At 64.0% G+C, this 17,041-nt stretch carries 14 protein-coding genes and 1 pseudogene; 10 read left to right on the top strand and 5 right to left on the bottom strand.

Going from position 1 to position 17,041, the window contains the following annotated elements:
• Window positions 1-166: 166 nt before the first annotated feature.
• A complete protein-coding gene (locus tag NKJ55_RS02290; protein WP_352448495.1) occupies window positions 167-1,540 on the top strand; it encodes an amidase in 1,374 nt (457 codons plus the stop codon).
• On the opposite strand, the gene NKJ55_RS02285 is transcribed toward NKJ55_RS02290, so the two are convergent.
• Window positions 1,534-2,610, bottom strand: a complete 1,077-nt coding sequence (locus NKJ55_RS02285) for an NAD(P)/FAD-dependent oxidoreductase (RefSeq protein ID WP_352448494.1) — start codon at window positions 2,608-2,610, stop codon at window positions 1,534-1,536. The genes NKJ55_RS02290 and NKJ55_RS02285 overlap by 7 nt on opposite strands.
• Before the next feature lie 118 nt (window positions 2,611-2,728).
• Between NKJ55_RS02285 and NKJ55_RS02280 the strand changes: the two genes are divergently transcribed.
• The 5 genes from NKJ55_RS02280 (at window position 2,729) to NKJ55_RS02260 (ending at window position 6,560) form a co-directional block, all read left to right on the top strand.
• The gene (locus NKJ55_RS02280; RefSeq protein WP_352448676.1) at window positions 2,729-3,319 is read left to right on the top strand and encodes a TetR/AcrR family transcriptional regulator; all 591 of its coding nucleotides are present in this window, start codon (window positions 2,729-2,731) and stop codon (window positions 3,317-3,319) included.
• 4 nt (window positions 3,320-3,323) lie between these two features.
• On the top strand, window positions 3,324-4,250 hold the full coding sequence (locus tag NKJ55_RS02275; RefSeq protein ID WP_352448493.1) for a haloalkane dehalogenase: 927 nt from the start codon (window positions 3,324-3,326) through the stop codon (window positions 4,248-4,250).
• A gap of 266 nt (window positions 4,251-4,516) precedes the next feature.
• Window positions 4,517-4,678: a hypothetical protein gene (locus NKJ55_RS02270; RefSeq protein ID WP_352448492.1), complete on the top strand. Its 162-nt coding sequence runs from the start codon at window positions 4,517-4,519 to the stop codon at window positions 4,676-4,678.
• A complete protein-coding gene (locus NKJ55_RS02265) occupies window positions 4,672-4,878 on the top strand; it encodes a hypothetical protein (protein ID WP_352448491.1) in 207 nt (68 codons plus the stop codon). Before NKJ55_RS02270 ends, NKJ55_RS02265 begins: the two co-directional genes overlap by 7 nt.
• An 89-nt stretch (window positions 4,879-4,967) precedes the next feature.
• Window positions 4,968-6,560 (top strand): peptide chain release factor 3, encoded by a 1,593-nt coding sequence (locus NKJ55_RS02260; RefSeq protein ID WP_352448490.1) that lies wholly within the window; start codon window positions 4,968-4,970, stop codon window positions 6,558-6,560.
• Window positions 6,561-6,733: 173 nt separating this feature from the next.
• Here the strand turns inward: NKJ55_RS02260 and NKJ55_RS02255 are convergent, their stop codons facing one another.
• Window positions 6,734-7,207 (bottom strand): VOC family protein, encoded by a 474-nt coding sequence (locus NKJ55_RS02255; protein ID WP_352448489.1) that lies wholly within the window; start codon window positions 7,205-7,207, stop codon window positions 6,734-6,736.
• 287 nt (window positions 7,208-7,494) lie between these two features.
• Here NKJ55_RS02255 and ilvD point away from each other — a divergent pair, with 287 nt between their 5' ends.
• The 3 genes from ilvD (at window position 7,495) to NKJ55_RS02240 (ending at window position 11,986) form a co-directional block, all read left to right on the top strand.
• The gene (gene ilvD, locus NKJ55_RS02250; protein ID WP_352448488.1) at window positions 7,495-9,339 is read left to right on the top strand and encodes a dihydroxy-acid dehydratase; all 1,845 of its coding nucleotides are present in this window, start codon (window positions 7,495-7,497) and stop codon (window positions 9,337-9,339) included.
• 231 nt (window positions 9,340-9,570) lie between these two features.
• Window positions 9,571-10,845, top strand: a complete 1,275-nt coding sequence (locus NKJ55_RS02245) for an amidohydrolase family protein (RefSeq protein ID WP_352448487.1) — start codon at window positions 9,571-9,573, stop codon at window positions 10,843-10,845.
• Between the two features lie 220 nt (window positions 10,846-11,065).
• The gene (locus NKJ55_RS02240; protein ID WP_352448486.1) at window positions 11,066-11,986 is read left to right on the top strand and encodes a DMT family transporter; all 921 of its coding nucleotides are present in this window, start codon (window positions 11,066-11,068) and stop codon (window positions 11,984-11,986) included.
• Here the strand turns inward: NKJ55_RS02240 and NKJ55_RS02235 are convergent.
• A pseudogene (locus NKJ55_RS02235) lies at window positions 11,983-12,885 on the bottom strand (phosphotransferase). The gene NKJ55_RS02240 and the pseudogene NKJ55_RS02235 overlap by 4 nt on opposite strands.
• Window positions 12,886-12,988: 103 nt before the next feature.
• On the opposite strand from NKJ55_RS02235, the gene NKJ55_RS02230 reads away from it, so the two are divergent.
• Window positions 12,989-13,621, top strand: a complete 633-nt coding sequence (locus tag NKJ55_RS02230; protein WP_352448485.1) for a class I SAM-dependent DNA methyltransferase — start codon at window positions 12,989-12,991, stop codon at window positions 13,619-13,621.
• Between the two features lie 18 nt (window positions 13,622-13,639).
• Here the strand turns inward: NKJ55_RS02230 and NKJ55_RS02225 are convergent, their stop codons facing one another.
• Window positions 13,640-16,093 carry a GcvT family protein gene (locus tag NKJ55_RS02225; RefSeq protein WP_352448484.1) on the bottom strand — a complete coding sequence of 818 codons (2,454 nt, stop codon included), beginning with the start codon at window positions 16,091-16,093 and terminating at the stop codon, window positions 13,640-13,642.
• Window positions 16,090-16,974, bottom strand: coding sequence for a phosphotransferase (locus NKJ55_RS02220; RefSeq protein ID WP_352448675.1), 885 nt, complete (start codon window positions 16,972-16,974; stop codon window positions 16,090-16,092). Before NKJ55_RS02220 ends, NKJ55_RS02225 begins: the two co-directional genes overlap by 4 nt.
• Window positions 16,975-17,041: the final 67 nt, after the last annotated feature.

The following is a 17,041-nucleotide window of genomic DNA, read 5'->3' as shown; positions in this document are numbered from 1 at the left end:
TAGAGGTACCGAGCGCAGCGAGGCCGCTGGACAGGGCCGCCCCCCAACAGGCCCCGCAGCGCAATCCCGATCAAGCGCCGCCATCGTCGAATGCCGAGCCAGGCTTGCATCCACGCGCCAATCCGCCATTTTGAGGATCGCGGCGCGATAGCCCGGAGCATCCACGATGGATATTGTCTTTTCCCGGACGACAGAATTGGCTGCCGCCATTCGCGACCGCAAGATTTCCGCTGTGGAAGCGCTGGATGCGCATCTGGCGCAGATCGACAGGCACAATGAGGCGGTCAACGCAGTCGTAACCCTCGATCGGGAAGGTGCGCGGCAACGCGCCGGCAAGGCCGACGAAGCCCAGGCGCGCGGCGAGGCCCTTGGGCCGCTACACGGCGTGCCGTTCACACTGAAGGACACGCACGAAACAGCGGGCATGAGAACCACTGTCGGCTTCCCGGCTTTCGCCGACTATGCCCCGCGGGCAGACAGTCCGGTCGTTGCCCGGCTGAAGGCGGCAGGCGGCATACTGGTGGGCAAGACGAACGTGGCGACAATGCTCGGTGACTGGCAGTCTGACAATCCGCTGTTCGGCCGCACCGGCAACCCCTGGAACCTCCAGCGCACCGCCGGCGGCTCCAGCGGCGGTGCGGCGGCGGCACTCAGCACCGGTATGACGCCGTTCGAGGTCGGCACCGACATGCAGGATTCGATCCGGCTGCCCGCTGCCTTTTGCGGCGTCTACGGCCTCAAGCCGACCGAGCACCGCGTCTCGCTCGCCGGCGCCTTCCCCGATCCAGGCGGGGCGCCGCGCAGCGTGAGGCTGATCTCCTGCCTCGGACCGATGGCGCGCAGCGTCGAGGACCTGGCACTGATCTACGGCCTCATTGCCGGGCCGGATGGAAGCGATACCGACCTTGCGCCGGTACCGGTCGAAACCATGCCGGAGCTGGATCTCAGAAATTTGCGGATTGCCGTCGCGCCGTCCTTTCCGGGCTTTCCGGTGGCCGGCGAAATCAGCGCGGCGGTCGAAAGCCTGGCAAAGGAGCTTCAGTCGGCAGGCGCGATCGTCGAGGAGGCCAAATTGCCGAAGCTCGACCTGCACGACGATCTGGAGCAAGGCGGCGCGCTGATCGGCATGATGCTGGAGTCGGCGCAGCCCGAACCGCGGGAGAAGCCGACACCGGTCTCGCGCTGGTTCGAGGCGCTCGCCCGCCGCGACCGCCCCATCCTGGCGTGGGAACGGTTCTTCGACGGCTGCGACGCCTTGCTGTGCCCGGTCGCCATGGCCACCGCCTTCCCGCATTGCGAGCCAGGAACGCCGATCGGGGTCGACGGTAGCGAGCAAAGCTACTGGATGCTGCCGGCCTATGGCGCGGTGTTCAACTACAGCGGCCATCCGGCACTGTCGCTGCCCTGCGGACAAGATCGCGACGGCCTGCCCATCGGACTACAGATTGTTGGCAAACGCTGGTCGGAGTCGCGCCTGCTCGGGATCGCCAGGGCAATCGAGCCGCTAGCCGGCGGCTTTCGCCGCCCGTCCGGTTATTGAGTAAACCGCGCCAGCCCGTAGGGATCAAGCAGAGGATCGCGCTCGCCGTCGAGGATTTCGCGGGCGGCGAACAGGCCGACGGCCGGTGCCAGCGTGATGCCGGAATGCATGACCGCGACGTAGACGCCGCTCGTGCCTTCGGCGCGGCCAGTGATCGGAAAGCCATCGACCGGCGTGGGCCGATAGCCGACGGTGTGGAAATCGAGTTCCAGCCCGTCCGCGCCGCGCAGCATGGCCTTCATCGCCGCAAACAGGTTGCGGGCGGTGGCTGCGGCATCCATGCCCGGATCGGCGCCGCCGAAATCCGAGCCGGCGATGATGCGTCCCTCCGCCGTCTGGCGCATGTGCAGGCGGTCGCCGATCACCAGGCCGTTGAGCAGCTTTTGGTACGGCCGCGAATGCACGATCAGGCCGGGTGGTGTCTCGATCGGCAGTTCTATCCCGGCTGTTGCAGCTAGTGCCGGAGAGCCGGCTCCGGCCGCGATCACCACCTCGTCGGCAGCAATCCGCCCGCCGGATGTATCGACGCCGGCAATCCTGCCGTTGGCTTGCACCAGAGCGGTGACGGTCGTCCCGGCTACAATTCGCGCGCCGCGCCGTTCGGCATCGGCCAGCAGTGCTTGCGTGGCGGCGACCGGCTCGGCAAAGCCTTCCTCGGCGACATAAAGGGCGAAATCGGGAAGCTCGGCCAGATTGGGCTCGATGCGCGCCGCTCCGGCACGGTCGACACGCTCGATGCCGTAGCCCCATGCGGAGTGCTCGGCCGCATAGGCCTCAAGTTCGGGACGTGGCAGGTCCCAGCATAGGCCACCGCGCCATTGCAACGGGATGCCGGGCACCTCGTTCGCCAATCGCGTCCATTCGGCCATCGACCGAATGCGCAGGCGGAAATAGACCTCCGGATTGCCCCAGCTGGCATTGATCCAGGCAAAGGAATTCGGTGTCGCGACGCCGCCGGCGCCGCTGCCGGCAACGACCGTCACCTTTGCTCCGGCCCTGGTCAGGTGCCAGGCGATGGAGGCGCCGATGATGCCGGCGCCGATGACGATGACTTGTTTCGCCGCTGTCATGCTTCACTCCTCGTTCCAACGCCACCACTGCGATGCCATCGCCCGTGGGTTCTGCCAAGAGCGCGCGGTACCAAATATGCCTCTTGATTTTAAATACGTACGTACGTATTATACCGCGATGGCTAGACATTCACTTCGCGAAAAACTTCTCGACGCCGGTTTCAAAACCATCTGGAGTTCCGGCTATTCGGCCGCCGGCGTACGCGACATCGTCGCCGCGGCCGATGCCCGTCCGGGGTCCTTCACCAATCATTTTGCATCCAAGGAGGCGTTCACCGGCGAGGTGCTGGACCGCTATTTCGCCTATGTTAGCGGTTTGGCGGAGCAGGCCCTTGCTCGGGACGGCACGCCCCCGGTCGGGCGCTTGCGCCGCTATCTCGAAATCATCACGTCGAAGCTGGAGGCGCATGATTGGGCACGGGGCTGCATGATCGGCAATCTCAGCCTCGAGACGGCGGCTCACAGTGAGGCGCTGAGGCTGCAACTCGTCGCCATTTTCGAACGCTGGCGTAAGCCCTTTGCCGAATGCATCGCCGAGGGCCAGGCGGCTGGCGACATCACCGACGCGTTCGATGCCGAGGACCTCGCCGATTTCCTGTTGAGTTCCTGGCAAGGCGCGATGCTGCGCATGAAGGTGGAGCGCAGTCCCGAACCGCTCGAGCGTTTCAAGAATATCGTCCTCAAAACAGTCTTCGCAAAAAGGAGCTGATCCGATGAACCCGAAACTCGAAAAGCAGCAATCCCGCACAACGGTGCCGCGCTCGCAAGTCGCGGTACTCGATTCCACCATCTCCTATGTCGAGGCAGGTACTGCCGGTCCGACGGTGCTCTTCCTGCACGGCAACCCGACGTCGTCCTACATCTGGCGCGACATCATCCCGCATGTGGCGCCGTTCGGCCGCTGCATTGCGCCCGACCTGATCGGCTATGGCCAATCCGGCAAGCCGGACATCGACTATCGCTTCTTCGACCACGTCCGCTATCTCGACGCCTTCATCGAGACGCTTGGCATCACCGACGTGGTGGTCGTCGCGCAGGACTGGGGCACCGCGCTCGCCTTCCATCTCGCGGCCCGGCGGCCGCAGCGGATCCTCGGCCTCGCCTTCATGGAATTCATCCGCCCCTTCGAGAGTTGGGACGATTTTCACCAGCGTCCGCAGGCGCGCGAATTGTTCAAGGCAATGCGCACGCCTGGCGTCGGTGAGAAGCTTGTCCTGGAAGACAACGTCTTCGTCGAAAAGGTGCTGCCGGCTGCGGTGCTGCGCACGATGAGCGATGAGGAAATAGCCTCCTACCGGGCACCGTTCCCGACGCCGCAATCGCGCAAGCCGATCCTGCGGCTGCCGCGCGACCTGCCGATTGAAGGCCAGCCCGCCGATGTCGCTGCCATCAGCGAGCACGACCATCGGGCGCTCCGGCTCTCCTCCTACCCGAAGCTGCTTTTCTCAGGCGATCCGGGGGCCCTCGTTTCGCCGCAGGCGGCACGGGAATTCGCGGCCGGCCTGAAGAACTGCCGGTTGATCGATCTCGGACCCGGCGCGCATTATCTGCAGGAGGACCATGCCGACAGGATCGGCGCCGCAATTGCCGAGTGGATTCCGGAGGTGGCCTTCGAGAGCCGAGCGACCGAATCGGCCTGAGGTCGGGATGTGAACCGGCGGCTGCGGCAGCCGGAGAGGTCGACAGCTTAGCTCTCCCGGTGCCAAGCGATGGAGGCGCCAATGATGCCGGATCCAATGACGATGATGTTCTTGCTCGCGGCCGTGTACCTTCAAACGCCCAGGACTTCTTGCCCTCATTGCCACCATGCTACAGACTTGCCAAGAGCGTTGCCGGGACCGCTCTCGAAGCGGGTCGATGACGATCGCCTCACTGGAAACGTTCAGCTCAATCACATGAGGGTCATTTGCGCCGCTGGATAAAAGGGCTGGTTTTTGCTGCAGCCGGAGCCGCCATTGTCTATGCCGTCTTCTTCGGCCCGCTGCCGATCGTTCGATCTTGGTGGCAGGACGACAACTGGCTGGATCCTTTGCATAAGCCCATCGCATTGCTGACGGTTTGGTGCTGACCGGGGCGTTGGTTGGGAAATCGCGGGCAGAAGTTGTTGCCATGCTCGGCGAGCCGCCGAAGACGGACTATTTCGAGAAATGGAGTCTGGTTTATATTCTTGGTTCGGAAAGAGGATTTTTTTCGATCGATTCTGAATGGCTGGTTATGCGCCTGGATGACGCTGGCTCGGTCACGCAGGCGGCTATCGTCAGAGACTGAACCTGCTGCCGGGATATCAGCGGTGTTTCCGTTCGACAGGCCGGAAAAGCGCTGCTAGAAGCCCGCGCCACAGACAGGATTCCATGAAATTGGCTGAAGACATCGAACAAGCGGTATCGCGCCGCCGCACTTTCGCGATCATTGCCCACCCCGACGCCGGCAAGACGACGCTGACCGAAAAACTGCTTTTGTTCGGCGGCGCCATCCAGCTTGCCGGCGAGGTCAAGGCCAAGAAGGACCGCATCCAGACCCGCTCGGACTGGATGAAGATCGAACGCGAGCGCGGCATTTCGGTGGTCACCTCGGTGATGACCTTCGAATACGAGGACACCGTCTTCAACCTGCTCGACACGCCCGGCCACGAGGATTTCGCCGACGACACCTATCGCACGCTGTCGGCGGTCGACAGCGCGGTCATGGTGATCGACGCCGCCAAGGGCATCGAGCCGCGCACGCTGAAACTGTTCGAGGTCTGCCGGCTGCGCGACATCCCGATCATCACCTTCGTCAACAAAATGGACCGCGAAAGCCGAGACCCATTCGACATCCTCGACGAGATCGAGCAGAAGCTGGCACTGGATACAGCGCCGATCACCTGGCCGATCGGCCGCGGCAAGACCTTTTCCGGGACCTACCATCTAGCGCTGAACGCGGTGCGCAAGGGCGACGCCGAAAAGGAGCGCACGCCGGTCAATGGACCCGATTCCAACCGCGTCGCCGGCCTGTTGCCGGAGAACGAGCGCGAGGCCTTCATCGAGGAGCTGGAGCTGGCGCGCGCGGCCTGTCGCCCGCTCGACCTCGATGCCTTCCGCGAGGGCCATTTGACGCCGGTCTATTTCGGCTCGGCGCTGCGCAATTACGGCGTGCGCGACCTGATCGAGGCGCTCGGCGCCTACGGGCCGCCGCCGCGCGCGCAGGAGGCCGACAGCCGCAAGGTCGAGGCGACCGAGGACAAGATGACCTCCTTCGTCTTCAAGATCCAGGCCAATATGGACCCCAACCATCGCGACCGCATCGCTTTCGTCCGCGTCTGCTCCGGCAAGCTCGAGCGCGGCATGAAGGCCAAGCTGGTGCGCACGGGAAAACTGATGAGCCTGTCGGCACCGCAATTCTTCTTCGCCCGCACCCGCGTCACGGCCGACGAGGCGTTCGCCGGCGATGTCGTCGGCATCCCCAACCACGGCACGCTGCGCATCGGCGACACGCTGACCGAAGGCGAGGAGATCCTGTTTCGCGGTGTGCCGAATTTCGCGCCTGAAATCCTGCGCCGCGTTCGCCTCGGCGATGCCATGAAAGCCAAGAAGCTCAAGGAAGCGCTGCACCAGATGGCCGAGGAAGGCGTCGTGCAATTGTTCTCGCCGGAGGACGGCTCGCCAGCCATCGTCGGCGTCGTCGGCGCCCTGCAGCTCGACGTCTTGAAGGAGCGGCTAAACTTCGAATACACACTGCCGGTCGATTTCGAGATGTCGCGCTTTTCCGTCTGCCGCTGGATATCGGCCGACGACAAGGCCGAGCTCCAGCGCTTCATCGAGGCGCATCGCGGCGACATTGCCCGCGACCTCGACAACGATCCGGTGTTCCTCGCCCAGCACGCCTTCTCGCTCAACTACGAGGCCGAGCGCTGGAAGGCGATCCGCTTCACCGCGGTCAAGGATTATCAGGTCCGCGACAGGGCGGCTTGAGCTGTTGGTTTTCCCTTCTCCCCTTGTGGGAGAAGGTGTCGCCGAAGGCGACGGATGAGGGGTGTTCCAGAAAACACCAACGTCTCATTCCGTCCCACACCCCTCAACCGTCTCGGCGCTTCGCGCCGATCCACCTTCTCCCACAGGGGGGAGAAGGCAAGATCGCGTTCCATTCACCCCTTGGCCGCCTCTTCGATCTTGGCGATGTCGATCTTGCTCATCTGCATCATCGCCTGCATCACGCGGCTGGCCTTTTCCTTGTCGGGGTCCAGCAGCAGCCTGGGCAGCTGTTCGGGAACGACCTGCCAGGAGAGGCCGAATTTGTCCTTCAGCCAGCTGCACTGGCTGGGCTGGCCACCGCCCGCGATGAGCCTGTCCCAGAAATAGTCGACCTCTTCCTGCGTCTTGCAGTCGATGGAGAGCGAGACTGCCTGGGTGAACTTGAATTGCGGGCCGCCGTTGAGCGCCTGGAACTGAACGCCGTCGAGCTCGAATGAGACCATCAGCACCTTGCCCTCATTATCGCCGCTGCCCTTGGGCCAGCGCATCACGCTCAGCACCTTCGAATTCTTGAAGATGGAGACATAATGGTTCATGGCCTCCTGGGCCTGGTCGTCGAACCACAGGCAGGGGGTGATCTTTTGCATTCGCTTGCTCCTCGGGCTGGTTTTGGCTTGTTTCGCTCGCAAAACGGCCGGCTGGCAATTGATGCCCGGTCCGCCGTCTGCCCAAGGACGCTCGAACGAAACCCGACCCGACAGCACCTCTGACTTTTTTACGGTCTGGGCCGGCTGCGTCTTTGGCCGGCCGCTCGTTCCGCACCCTGGCGCAGCGCAAAATTGTGGCCAGACCAGAGTGTGCCGTCTATAAGGCCTGCGGCTCAATTCCGGTTTTCCGCACCTTTGGGCGCGACGCAGACAGCAAGGACAGTTCAATGCCCGCCTACCGTTCCCGCACCACCACCCATGGCCGCAACATGGCCGGCGCCCGCGGCCTGTGGCGCGCTACCGGCATGAAGGACTCGGATTTCGGCAAGCCGATCATTGCCGTGGTCAATTCCTTCACCCAATTCGTGCCGGGCCATGTCCATTTGAAGGATCTCGGCCAGCTGGTTGCCCGCGAGATCGAAAAAGCCGGCGGCGTTGCCAAGGAGTTCAACACCATTGCCGTCGATGACGGCATCGCCATGGGCCATGACGGCATGCTCTATTCGCTGCCGTCGCGCGAATTGATCGCCGACTCGGTCGAATACATGGTCAACGCGCACTGCGCCGACGCGATGGTCTGCATCTCGAATTGCGACAAGATCACGCCCGGCATGCTGATGGCGTCGCTGCGCCTCAACATCCCGACCGTCTTCGTCTCCGGCGGGCCGATGGAGGCCGGCAAGGTGGTGCTCGCCGGCAAGAGCCAGGCGCTTGATCTGGTCGACGCAATGGTCGCGGCCGCCGACGACAAGGTGTCCGACGAGGACGTCAGGATCATCGAGCGATCGGCCTGTCCGACCTGTGGCTCCTGCTCCGGCATGTTCACCGCCAATTCGATGAACTGCCTGACCGAGGCGCTCGGCCTCTCGCTGCCCGGCAACGGCTCGACGCTGGCGACGCATGCCGACCGCAAGCGCCTGTTCGTCGAGGCCGGCCACCTGATCGTCGATCTTGCCCAGCGCTATTACGAGCAGGACGACGACACCGCGATGCCGCGCAGCATCGCCTCGAAGGGCGCCTTCGAGAACGCCATGACGCTCGACATCGCCATGGGCGGCTCGACCAACACGGTCCTGCACATCCTCGCCGCGGCACATGAGGGCGAGGTCGACTTCACCATGGAGGACATCGACCGGCTGTCGCGGCGGGTGCCGGTGCTGTGCAAGGTGGCTCCGGCCAAGGCTGACGTCCACATGGAGGATGTCCATCGCGCCGGCGGCATCATGGCCATCCTCGGCCAGTTGGATAGCGCCGGGCTGATCAACCGCGACCTGCCGACGGTGCACACCGCAAGCCTCGGCGAAGCGCTCGATCATTGGGACATTTCGCGCACCACCAGCCAGAATGTCCGGGATTTCTTCCTGGCGGCACCCGGCGGCGTGCCGACGCAAGTCGCGTTCAGCCAAGACCGCCGCTGGGACGATCTCGATCTCGACCGCGAGAAGGGCGTCATCCGCTCGGCCGAACATCCTTTCTCCAGGGATGGCGGCCTTGCCGTGCTGAAAGGCAATCTGGCAATCGATGGCTGCATCGTGAAGACGGCGGGCGTCGATGAATCGATCCTGAAATTCACCGGTCCGGCAAGAGTGTTCGAAAGCCAGGACGCCAGCGTCAAGGCGATCCTGTCGAACAAGATCCAGGCCGGCGATGTCGTCGTCATCCGCTATGAAGGGCCACGCGGCGGACCCGGCATGCAGGAAATGCTCTACCCGACCAGCTATTTGAAATCGAAAGGCCTCGGCAAAGCCTGCGCACTGATCACCGACGGTCGTTTTTCCGGCGGCACCTCCGGCCTGTCGATCGGCCATGTCTCGCCGGAAGCCGCGGAAGGCGGTCTGATCGGGCTGGTCAGGGAAGGCGACACGATCGAGATCGATATCCCCAACCGCACCATCAGGCTTGCTGTCGACGACGCCGAACTCATCGCCCGTCGTGCCGCGATGGAGGCCAGGGGAACGGCTGCCTGGAAGCCCGAAGAAAAGCGCAAGCGCAAGGTGACGACGGCCTTGCGCGCCTATGCGGCGATGGCGACAAGTGCCGCCAAGGGGGCGGTGCGGTACGTGCCGGAATAGAGGCTTTTCCTTCTCCCTTTGTGGGAGAAGGTGGATTGGCGCGCAACGCCAAGACGGTTGAGGGGTGCTGGACGGAGTGCCGCCGGCGCCAAGCTGGAACACCCCTCATCTGGCCGCTTCGCGGCCACCTTCTTCCACAAGGGAAGAAGGGAAGGGCCGCGCCTGAAGGTTCCGCCTTGCGGCAGCACGCTGCATGGAAAGAAACGGCTTTTTTGAACGAGGTGGCGCTAGATGGATTTTGACCTTGTGGTGCGCGGCGGGACGCTGCCCGACGGCAGGATCGCGGATATCGGCATCGTCGGCGAAACGATCGCAGCGATAGAGCCCGAGCTGAACGTCAGCGCCGGCACGGCGATCGATGCCCATGGCAATCTGGTCTCGCCGCCCTTCGTCGATCCGCATTTCCATATGGACGCCACGCTTTCGCTCGGCATTCCGCGCATCAATGTCTCGGGCACGCTGCTCGAAGGCATCTCGCTTTGGGGCGAGTTGAAGCCGCTTCTGACCCACGAAGCGGTGCGCGACCGTGCGCTCGCCTATTGCGACTGGGCGGTGTCGATGGGCCTGCTCGCCATCCGCACCCATGTCGATGTTTGCGACGACCGCCTGCTGGCGGTGGAAGCGCTGCTCGAGGTGAAGAAGACGGTCGCCCCCTATATCGACCTGCAACTGGTCGCCTTTCCGCAGGACGGCTTCTATCGCTCGCCGACGGCGCGCCAAAACACCATCCGCGCGCTCGACATGGGCGTCGATGTCGTCGGCGGCATTCCGCATTTCGAGCGGACAATGGCCGACGGCACGCGCTCGGTGACGGAACTCTGCGAGATGGCGGCCAGGCGCGGCCTGATGGTCGACTTGCATTGCGACGAGACCGACGATCCGCTGTCGCGCCACATCGAGCAGCTTGCCTATGAGACGCAGCGGCTCGGGTTGCAGGGCAGAGTGGCCGGCTCGCACCTGACATCGATGCATTCGATGGATAATTACTACGTTTCGAAGCTATTGCCGCTGATTGCCGAGGCCGGCGTTTCGGCGATCCCCAATCCGCTGATCAACATCATGCTGCAGGGCCGCCACGACACCTTTCCCAAGCGCCGCGGACTGACGCGGGTCAAGGAGATGCTGGCGCAAGGCATCCGCGTCGGCTGGGGCCAGGATTGCGTGCTCGACCCCTGGTATTCGCTGGGCACCGCAGACATGCTCGACGTCGCCTTCATGGGCCTGCATGTCGCGCAGATGTCGAGCCCGGCCGAGATGGCGCGCTGCTTCGACATGGTCACCAACGTCAATGCAGCCATCATGGGCCTCGATCACCTTGGCCTGGCCGTCGGCAAGCGCGCCAGCCTGGTCGTTCTCGATGCCGGCAATCCGGTCGAAGCGCTGCGGCTGCGCCCCGAGCGCCTCTGCGTCATCGCCAGAGGCAAGGTGGTGGCCGAGCGGAGCCGGCAGGACACGCGGCTTTCGATCGCCGGAAGGCCGGGCACGGTGAACCGGCGCCACGCTTAAAGCGCGTCGCGTTTGAACGGACCCACGCGACGCGCTTTAAGGTCTTGTTTTTAAGCGTGTCGTTATCGCAAAACCGCTGCACACTTTTGCGCGACATGCATTAGTCCAGCCGATTTCCGGCGCTGGTCTTACCGAATTCTCGATTTTCGCCTCGTCATGGCCGCAGCTTGCGACTACGACGCGGGTCACCGTACCCCCACGGCGAGGAACCGGTAACGGCATGGCGCGGCCCGCAGCCCAGTACTCAACGATCATGAACGTGCTGCTGGCGGGCATCCTGCTGATGCTCGCCGGCGATTTCTTGTTTGCGTTGAACGATGCGATGGGCAAGTGGCTGGTCGCCAGTTTTTCCGTCGGCCAGGTCGTGCTGATCCGCTCGATCGGCGCCTTTTTCATACTCGGGCCGATGATTGCACATCAGGGCCCGGCCAAGCTGTTTCGCATGGAGCGGCCGGAGCTGCAGCTGCTGCGCGTGGTGATGACGACGCTCGACACGGCGCTGTTCTACGCGGCGGTCGTCTATCTGCCGCTCGCCGATGTGATGAGCTTTTACATGGCCGGGCCGATCTATGTCGCGGCGCTGTCGCACTTCCTGCTCGGCGAAAGGGTCGGCTGGCGCCGCTGGGCGGCTATCCTGGTCGGTTTCTGCGGCGTGCTGATCATGCTGAAGCCGTCCTCGGCCGCGTTCTCGCTGTCGTCGATGTTCGCGCTCGCCGGCAGCATTTCCTTTGCCTTCGCCATCATCCTCAATCGGCGGCTGCGCGGCACCAGCGACACCTCGCTGGTCACCTGGCAAACCATCGGCACGCTGCTGGTCGGCGCTGCGTTGACCATAGGCAGTTGGAAGACGCCGTCATCGCTCGATTTCGGCGCCATGCTGCTTCTCGGCGTCGTCTCCTGCGGCGCGCACCTGATGATCACCCGGGCGTTGAAGCTTGCCCCTGCCTCGACCTTGGCGCCGCTGCATTACAGCCTGCTTTTGTGGGCAGTGGTCTTCGGATTGGCCTTCTTCGGCGATGTGCCTGGGCCGCGCATCCTGATCGGCTCGGCCATCGTCGTGCTGGCCGGCCTGTTCATCTTCCACCGCCAGAAGGTGGTCGACACGGTACCGCCCGAAAACGTTCCGAAGGGTGTGAATTAACCCCGGCGCACCACTGCGAGATGCCGCGAAAATTCCGGCATCTCCATCAGTGCCTTGCAGCGCGCAAACCGGCCGTCGGCATAGGCGCGAAAGTCGTCGGCCGGATTTTTGTTGGCAAGCTGGATCAGTCCCCACAGCGTCCACAGCAGGTCGCACATCGCCTAGTAGATGACGATGCGGGCGCGCTCCGCCGGTCTCGGCTCGCCGCCGAAATAGGCCAGCATCATCTCCTCGTCCTGCGCGGCGTCGAATTGCCCTTCCACGCTGAGGTCGCCGAGATCCCAGAGCGGATCGTTCATGCCGGAATATTCCCAGTCGACGATCCACATCCTGTCGCCCGTATCGAGAAAGTTTTCGCAGAGCGGGTCGCAGTGGCAGGCGACGATCGGCAGAGGTTGAGCCGCAAGTGCTGAGCGCACTGCCTCCGCCTCGCGGACCACATCGTGGTAGCCGGCAGGCAGGGCGACGTCCTTGGTTGACAGCACTTTCAGATAATCGTCGATCATCGCAAACAGCTCGAAGCGGAAGGGGAACACCGCGCCGGATGTGTGCAGTTTGCGAAAGGCCTTGCCGGCGCGTGCCGGGCTGCCCGGCCGAGTCTTGAACTTTTCCGGTGACATCGTCTCGGCACCGGCAACGAAGCGGGTCACCAACACGCCGGTCTCGGCATCGACATGCAGCACTTCGGGACTGACGCCGGCCTTCGCCGCTTCCCGCGCCGCCACTGCCTCGTTGGCGCGGTTGATGTATTCCTCGGTGCCCTTGCCGGGGATACGCAGGCAGAAATCCTTACCCCTGAAGACGAGGTTGGTGAGACCGCCGAGCCGTTCCAGAGGGCCGTCATAGCCGGCCAGCATCGGAATGGCCGCAAGTGCGGCGCGCGCCCGGTCGTCCGCCATGGATTTCGCTCCTTTCCCCGTGTTATTGGGACGACGACGGTTCCACAGTTTTCGCCGTTTGGCTATGATCGCGTTGCGGATCGATACCAGGCGACGGAAAGCGATGACGGACAGCAATCAGCAGAGCGCACTCGCCGCAGCCTATGCGGCGAAGCGGCCGGAAGACGTCGCGGCGCTCTACGACAGTTGGGCAGGCACCTATGACGCCGACATGTCGGCGGCTGGCTATCGCCATCCCACCATCTGCCTTGCCTTGCTGGCCCGCCATCTGCCGCGCGGCGCCGCTCCTCTGCTCGATGCCGGCGCCGGCACCGGGCTCATCGGCGAATGGCTTGCCATTACCGGTTATCCGCAGGTCGAGGCGCTCGACATCTCGGAAGGCATGCTGGCGCAAGCCGCGCGCAAGGGCGTCTATTCGGCGCTGCACTGCCTGGCGCTTGGCGGACCGCTGCCCTTCGTGGACGACGCCTATGCCGGGATCATCTCAGCCGGCGTCTTCACGTCCGGCCATGTCGGGGCCGAGGGTCTGGACGAGCTGATCCGCATCTGCCGGCCGGGCGGGGTGATCGTGCTGACAGTGAAGAACACGCTGTGGGATGCCGGGTTTGCCGCGCGGATCGCCGATCTCGAGGCGCAAGGCACCGTCACGCGCGCCGAAGAGACGCCGTCCTATGTTTCGATGCCAGGCGAGGCCGATACCGTGCCGAGCCGGGGGCTGGTGCTCATCGTGAACTGAGGCTGAAACCGAAAGGCTCTACGCCTTCACCTTTGCTCCTGCCGGATCGTAAAGCGGCTCGAGGTGTATCTTAGCCGGCGTCCGTTCCATTGCCACCACCAGCTCGTAGTTGCCGGAAGTGAGGAAATCATCGTTGACGCCATCGGCATTGCGCACATAGCCGTAGCCGATGTTCTTGCCGATGGTGTAGCCATAGCCGCCGCTGGTGAGATAACCGACCGCCTCGCCGTTGCGCAGGATGGTCTCGCGCCCGAGCAGCACGACGTCCGGATCATCGACAGTGAAGCCGGCAAAGCGTTTCCCGAGCGCCGCGCCGTCGAGCTTTTCCAGAGCCCGCCGGCCGAGGAAATCGGTGTTCTTCCTGAGCTTCACCGCCCAGCCGAGGCCGGCCTCCTGCGGCGTGTCGTTGGGCGTGATGTCGGCGCCCCAGGCGCGGTAGCCCTTTTCCAGCCGCAGCGATTCCAGCGCCCGATAGCCGACCGGGCGAATGTCGTGGACAGCGCCCGCCGTCATCAGCGCGTCGAAAACCTCGCCCGTCGCCGCGATCGGCGCATGCAGTTCCCAGCCGAGTTCGCCGACATAGGTGACGCGCAGTGCCCGGATGGCATGACCGGCAATGGCGATCTCGCGAACATGGCCGAATGGAACGGCGGCATTCGAGACGTCGGCATCGGTCACCGCTGACAGCACGTCACGGGCGCGCGGCCCCATCAGCGACAATGTGCCGAAATCCTCGGTGACGTCGGTCAGCGTCACGTCGAACTCCCGGCCGATATGATCGGCAATCCAGGAGAAATCATGCGTGCGGAAACCGGTGCCGGTGACCACGTAGAATTTTTCCTCACCGAGCCTCGCCACGGTCAAATCGGCCTCGATGCCGCCGCGCGTATTGAGGAGCTGCGTGTAGGTCAGCCGGCCGACCGGCTTGGCGACGTCGTTGGCGCAGATCCAGTCCAGCGCCTTCAGCGCGTCGGCTCCGGTCATTTCGTATTTGGCGAAAGACGACTGGTCGAAAATACCGATCTTTTCGCGCACGTGGCGGTGCTCGTCGCCAACCGCCGGGAACCAGTTCTGCCGGCCCATCGAATAGACGTCCTTCGGCTCGATGCCTTCCGGCGCGAACCAGTTCGGCCGCTCCCAGCCAAGTTTCGAGCCGAACACGGCGCGATGTTTTTGCAGCCGCTCGTACAAAGGCGAGACGATGCGCGGCCGGCCGCTGACATATTCCTCATGCGGGAAGCCGATCGTGTAGTGCTTGCCATAGGCTTCCAGCGTGCGGTCGCGGACCCATTGCCGGTCGCGGTGGAGATCGGAGAAGCGGCGGATGTCGACCACCCACAGATCGAGCGGCGCCTCGCCGTCGACGACCCATTGCGCCAGCACCCAGCCGGCGCCGCCGCCGGACGCGATGCCGAAGGCATTGAAGCCGGCGCCGACGAACATATTGGCGCAGTCCGGCGCCACACCGAGGATGAAATTGCCATCCGGCGTAAAGCTCTCCGGCCCGTTGATCATCTGCTTGACGCCGGCATTGGCGAGCGCCGGGACACGCTCGATCGCCTGGCTCATATGCTGCTCGAAATGATCGTAATCATCGTCGAACAGCCGGAACTCCCAATCGTCCGGCACATCGCCGCCCGGCAGACCGGTCGTCCACGCCTGCGGGTTCGGCTCGTAACCGCCCATCACCAACCCGCCGACCTCCTCCTTGAAATAAGTGCGGCGATCGGGGTCGCGAATTGTCGGCGCGTCGGTCGGCAGGCCATCGATCTTTTCGGTGATGATGTACTGGTGCTTCACCGGCTGCAGCGGCACGTTTATGCCGGCGAGCGCACCCACCTGCCGCGCCCATTGCCCGGCGCAGTTCACTACCTTGTCGCAGGCGATATCGCCCTTGCTGGTCTTTACCGCGGTGATCCGGCCGTCTCTCATTTCGAAGCCGGTGACCCGCACCTCCTCGAACAATTTTGCGCCATGCATGCGCGCACCCTTGGCCAGCGACTGGGTGATGTCGGAAGGGCTTGCCTGACCGTCGGTCGGCAGCCAGGACGCGCCGACGAGGTCGCCGGTTTCCAGCAGCGGCCACATTTCCTTGACCTCGGCCGGCGACAGCAGATGCATGTCCATGCCGAAGCTCTTAGCCGTCGTTGCCAGCCGCTTATACTCGGTCCAGCGGTCGGCATTGGTGGCGAGGCGCAGGCAGCCAGTCATCTTCCAGCCGGTGGCGAGGCCGGTTTCGGCTTCCAGCCCCTTGTAGAGATCGACGGAATATTTGAGCACGCGCGTGATCGACGCCGACGAGCGCAGCTGGCCGACCAGCCCGGCAGCATGCCAGGTCGAACCCGAGGTCAGTTTGCCCTGTTCGAGCAGCACGATTTCGGCCTTGTGGTCGCGCGCCAGATGATAGGCCGTCGAACAGCCGATGATGCCACCGCCGATGACGACGATCCCGGCCTGGGCGGGCAAGGTCATGTCCGCGTCCCGTATTTTGTCTTGTAGTTTTCCAGGGCGGCTTCGAGCCGCGCCAGGTTTTCGTCAGCGTAGGCGGCGTAGTCGACACCGGGCGCGTCGAGGTAAAGCTCGGAAACCATGCCCCACATCGCCTCACGCAGCAGCGACGCGCATTGCATGGCGGCGTGCGAGCGCCGTATCGCCGGGTCCGGCTCCTTCATGAAATAGGCGGTCAGGAAGGCGAAGGACTCCTCGTCGCTCATGCCTGCATTCGACGCCGCGCCGGCAAGGTCGAACATCGCGGTGTTGAAGCCTGCATATTCGAAATCGATGAGCCACAGCCTGTGACCGTCATCGATTATGTTAGCCGGCAAGAGGTCATTATGGCCGAAGACGATCGGCAGCAGCTTTTGCGCGCGCTCGAGCTCGTCCGCCAGCGTCAGCAGGCGCGGCAGTTCGCCCAACTTGCGGCTGCGGCCTTCCTCCAGCGTGCGCGCATAGTCGCGAATGACATGGAATACCCAGAACATGAAGCCGGCGCCGGAGACATGACCGGGCATCTCCCGGTGGAAACCGCGCAGCAACGCGGCAACGCGGCCGAGATCGGCGCGCACGTCCTGCGCGACATAGGCCTTGGCGCCGAGATACTCCGTCACCATGACGCCGGGTCCAGTGAAGTGGACGGCCGGAGCGAAGCCTGCCGCGTGCGCTGCCCGCGCCGTCATCATCTCGCGCTCGCGAAAGACATGGTGGAACGGATAGTCCTGGCCGAGCCGCACGACGTGCCGCCCGGCCGCGTCCTTGACCAGATAATTGGCATTGCTCAGCCCGCCCGGCAGCGGCGCGATGTCGATGCTGCCGGTCCAGCAAGGCAGCGCACGGATGCGGTCTTCGACAGTCACGATCTCGTCCAACATTGGGTCAATTTTCCACGCATGTCACGGCTGGCCAGCGATGACAATCGGACGG

Source organism: Mesorhizobium sp. M0106 (genome assembly GCF_040322715.1).
Lineage (GTDB): Bacteria > Pseudomonadota > Alphaproteobacteria > Rhizobiales > Rhizobiaceae > Mesorhizobium.
Note: the sequence above shows the minus strand (reverse complement) of the source record. Positions and strands in the feature narration are given on the sequence as shown.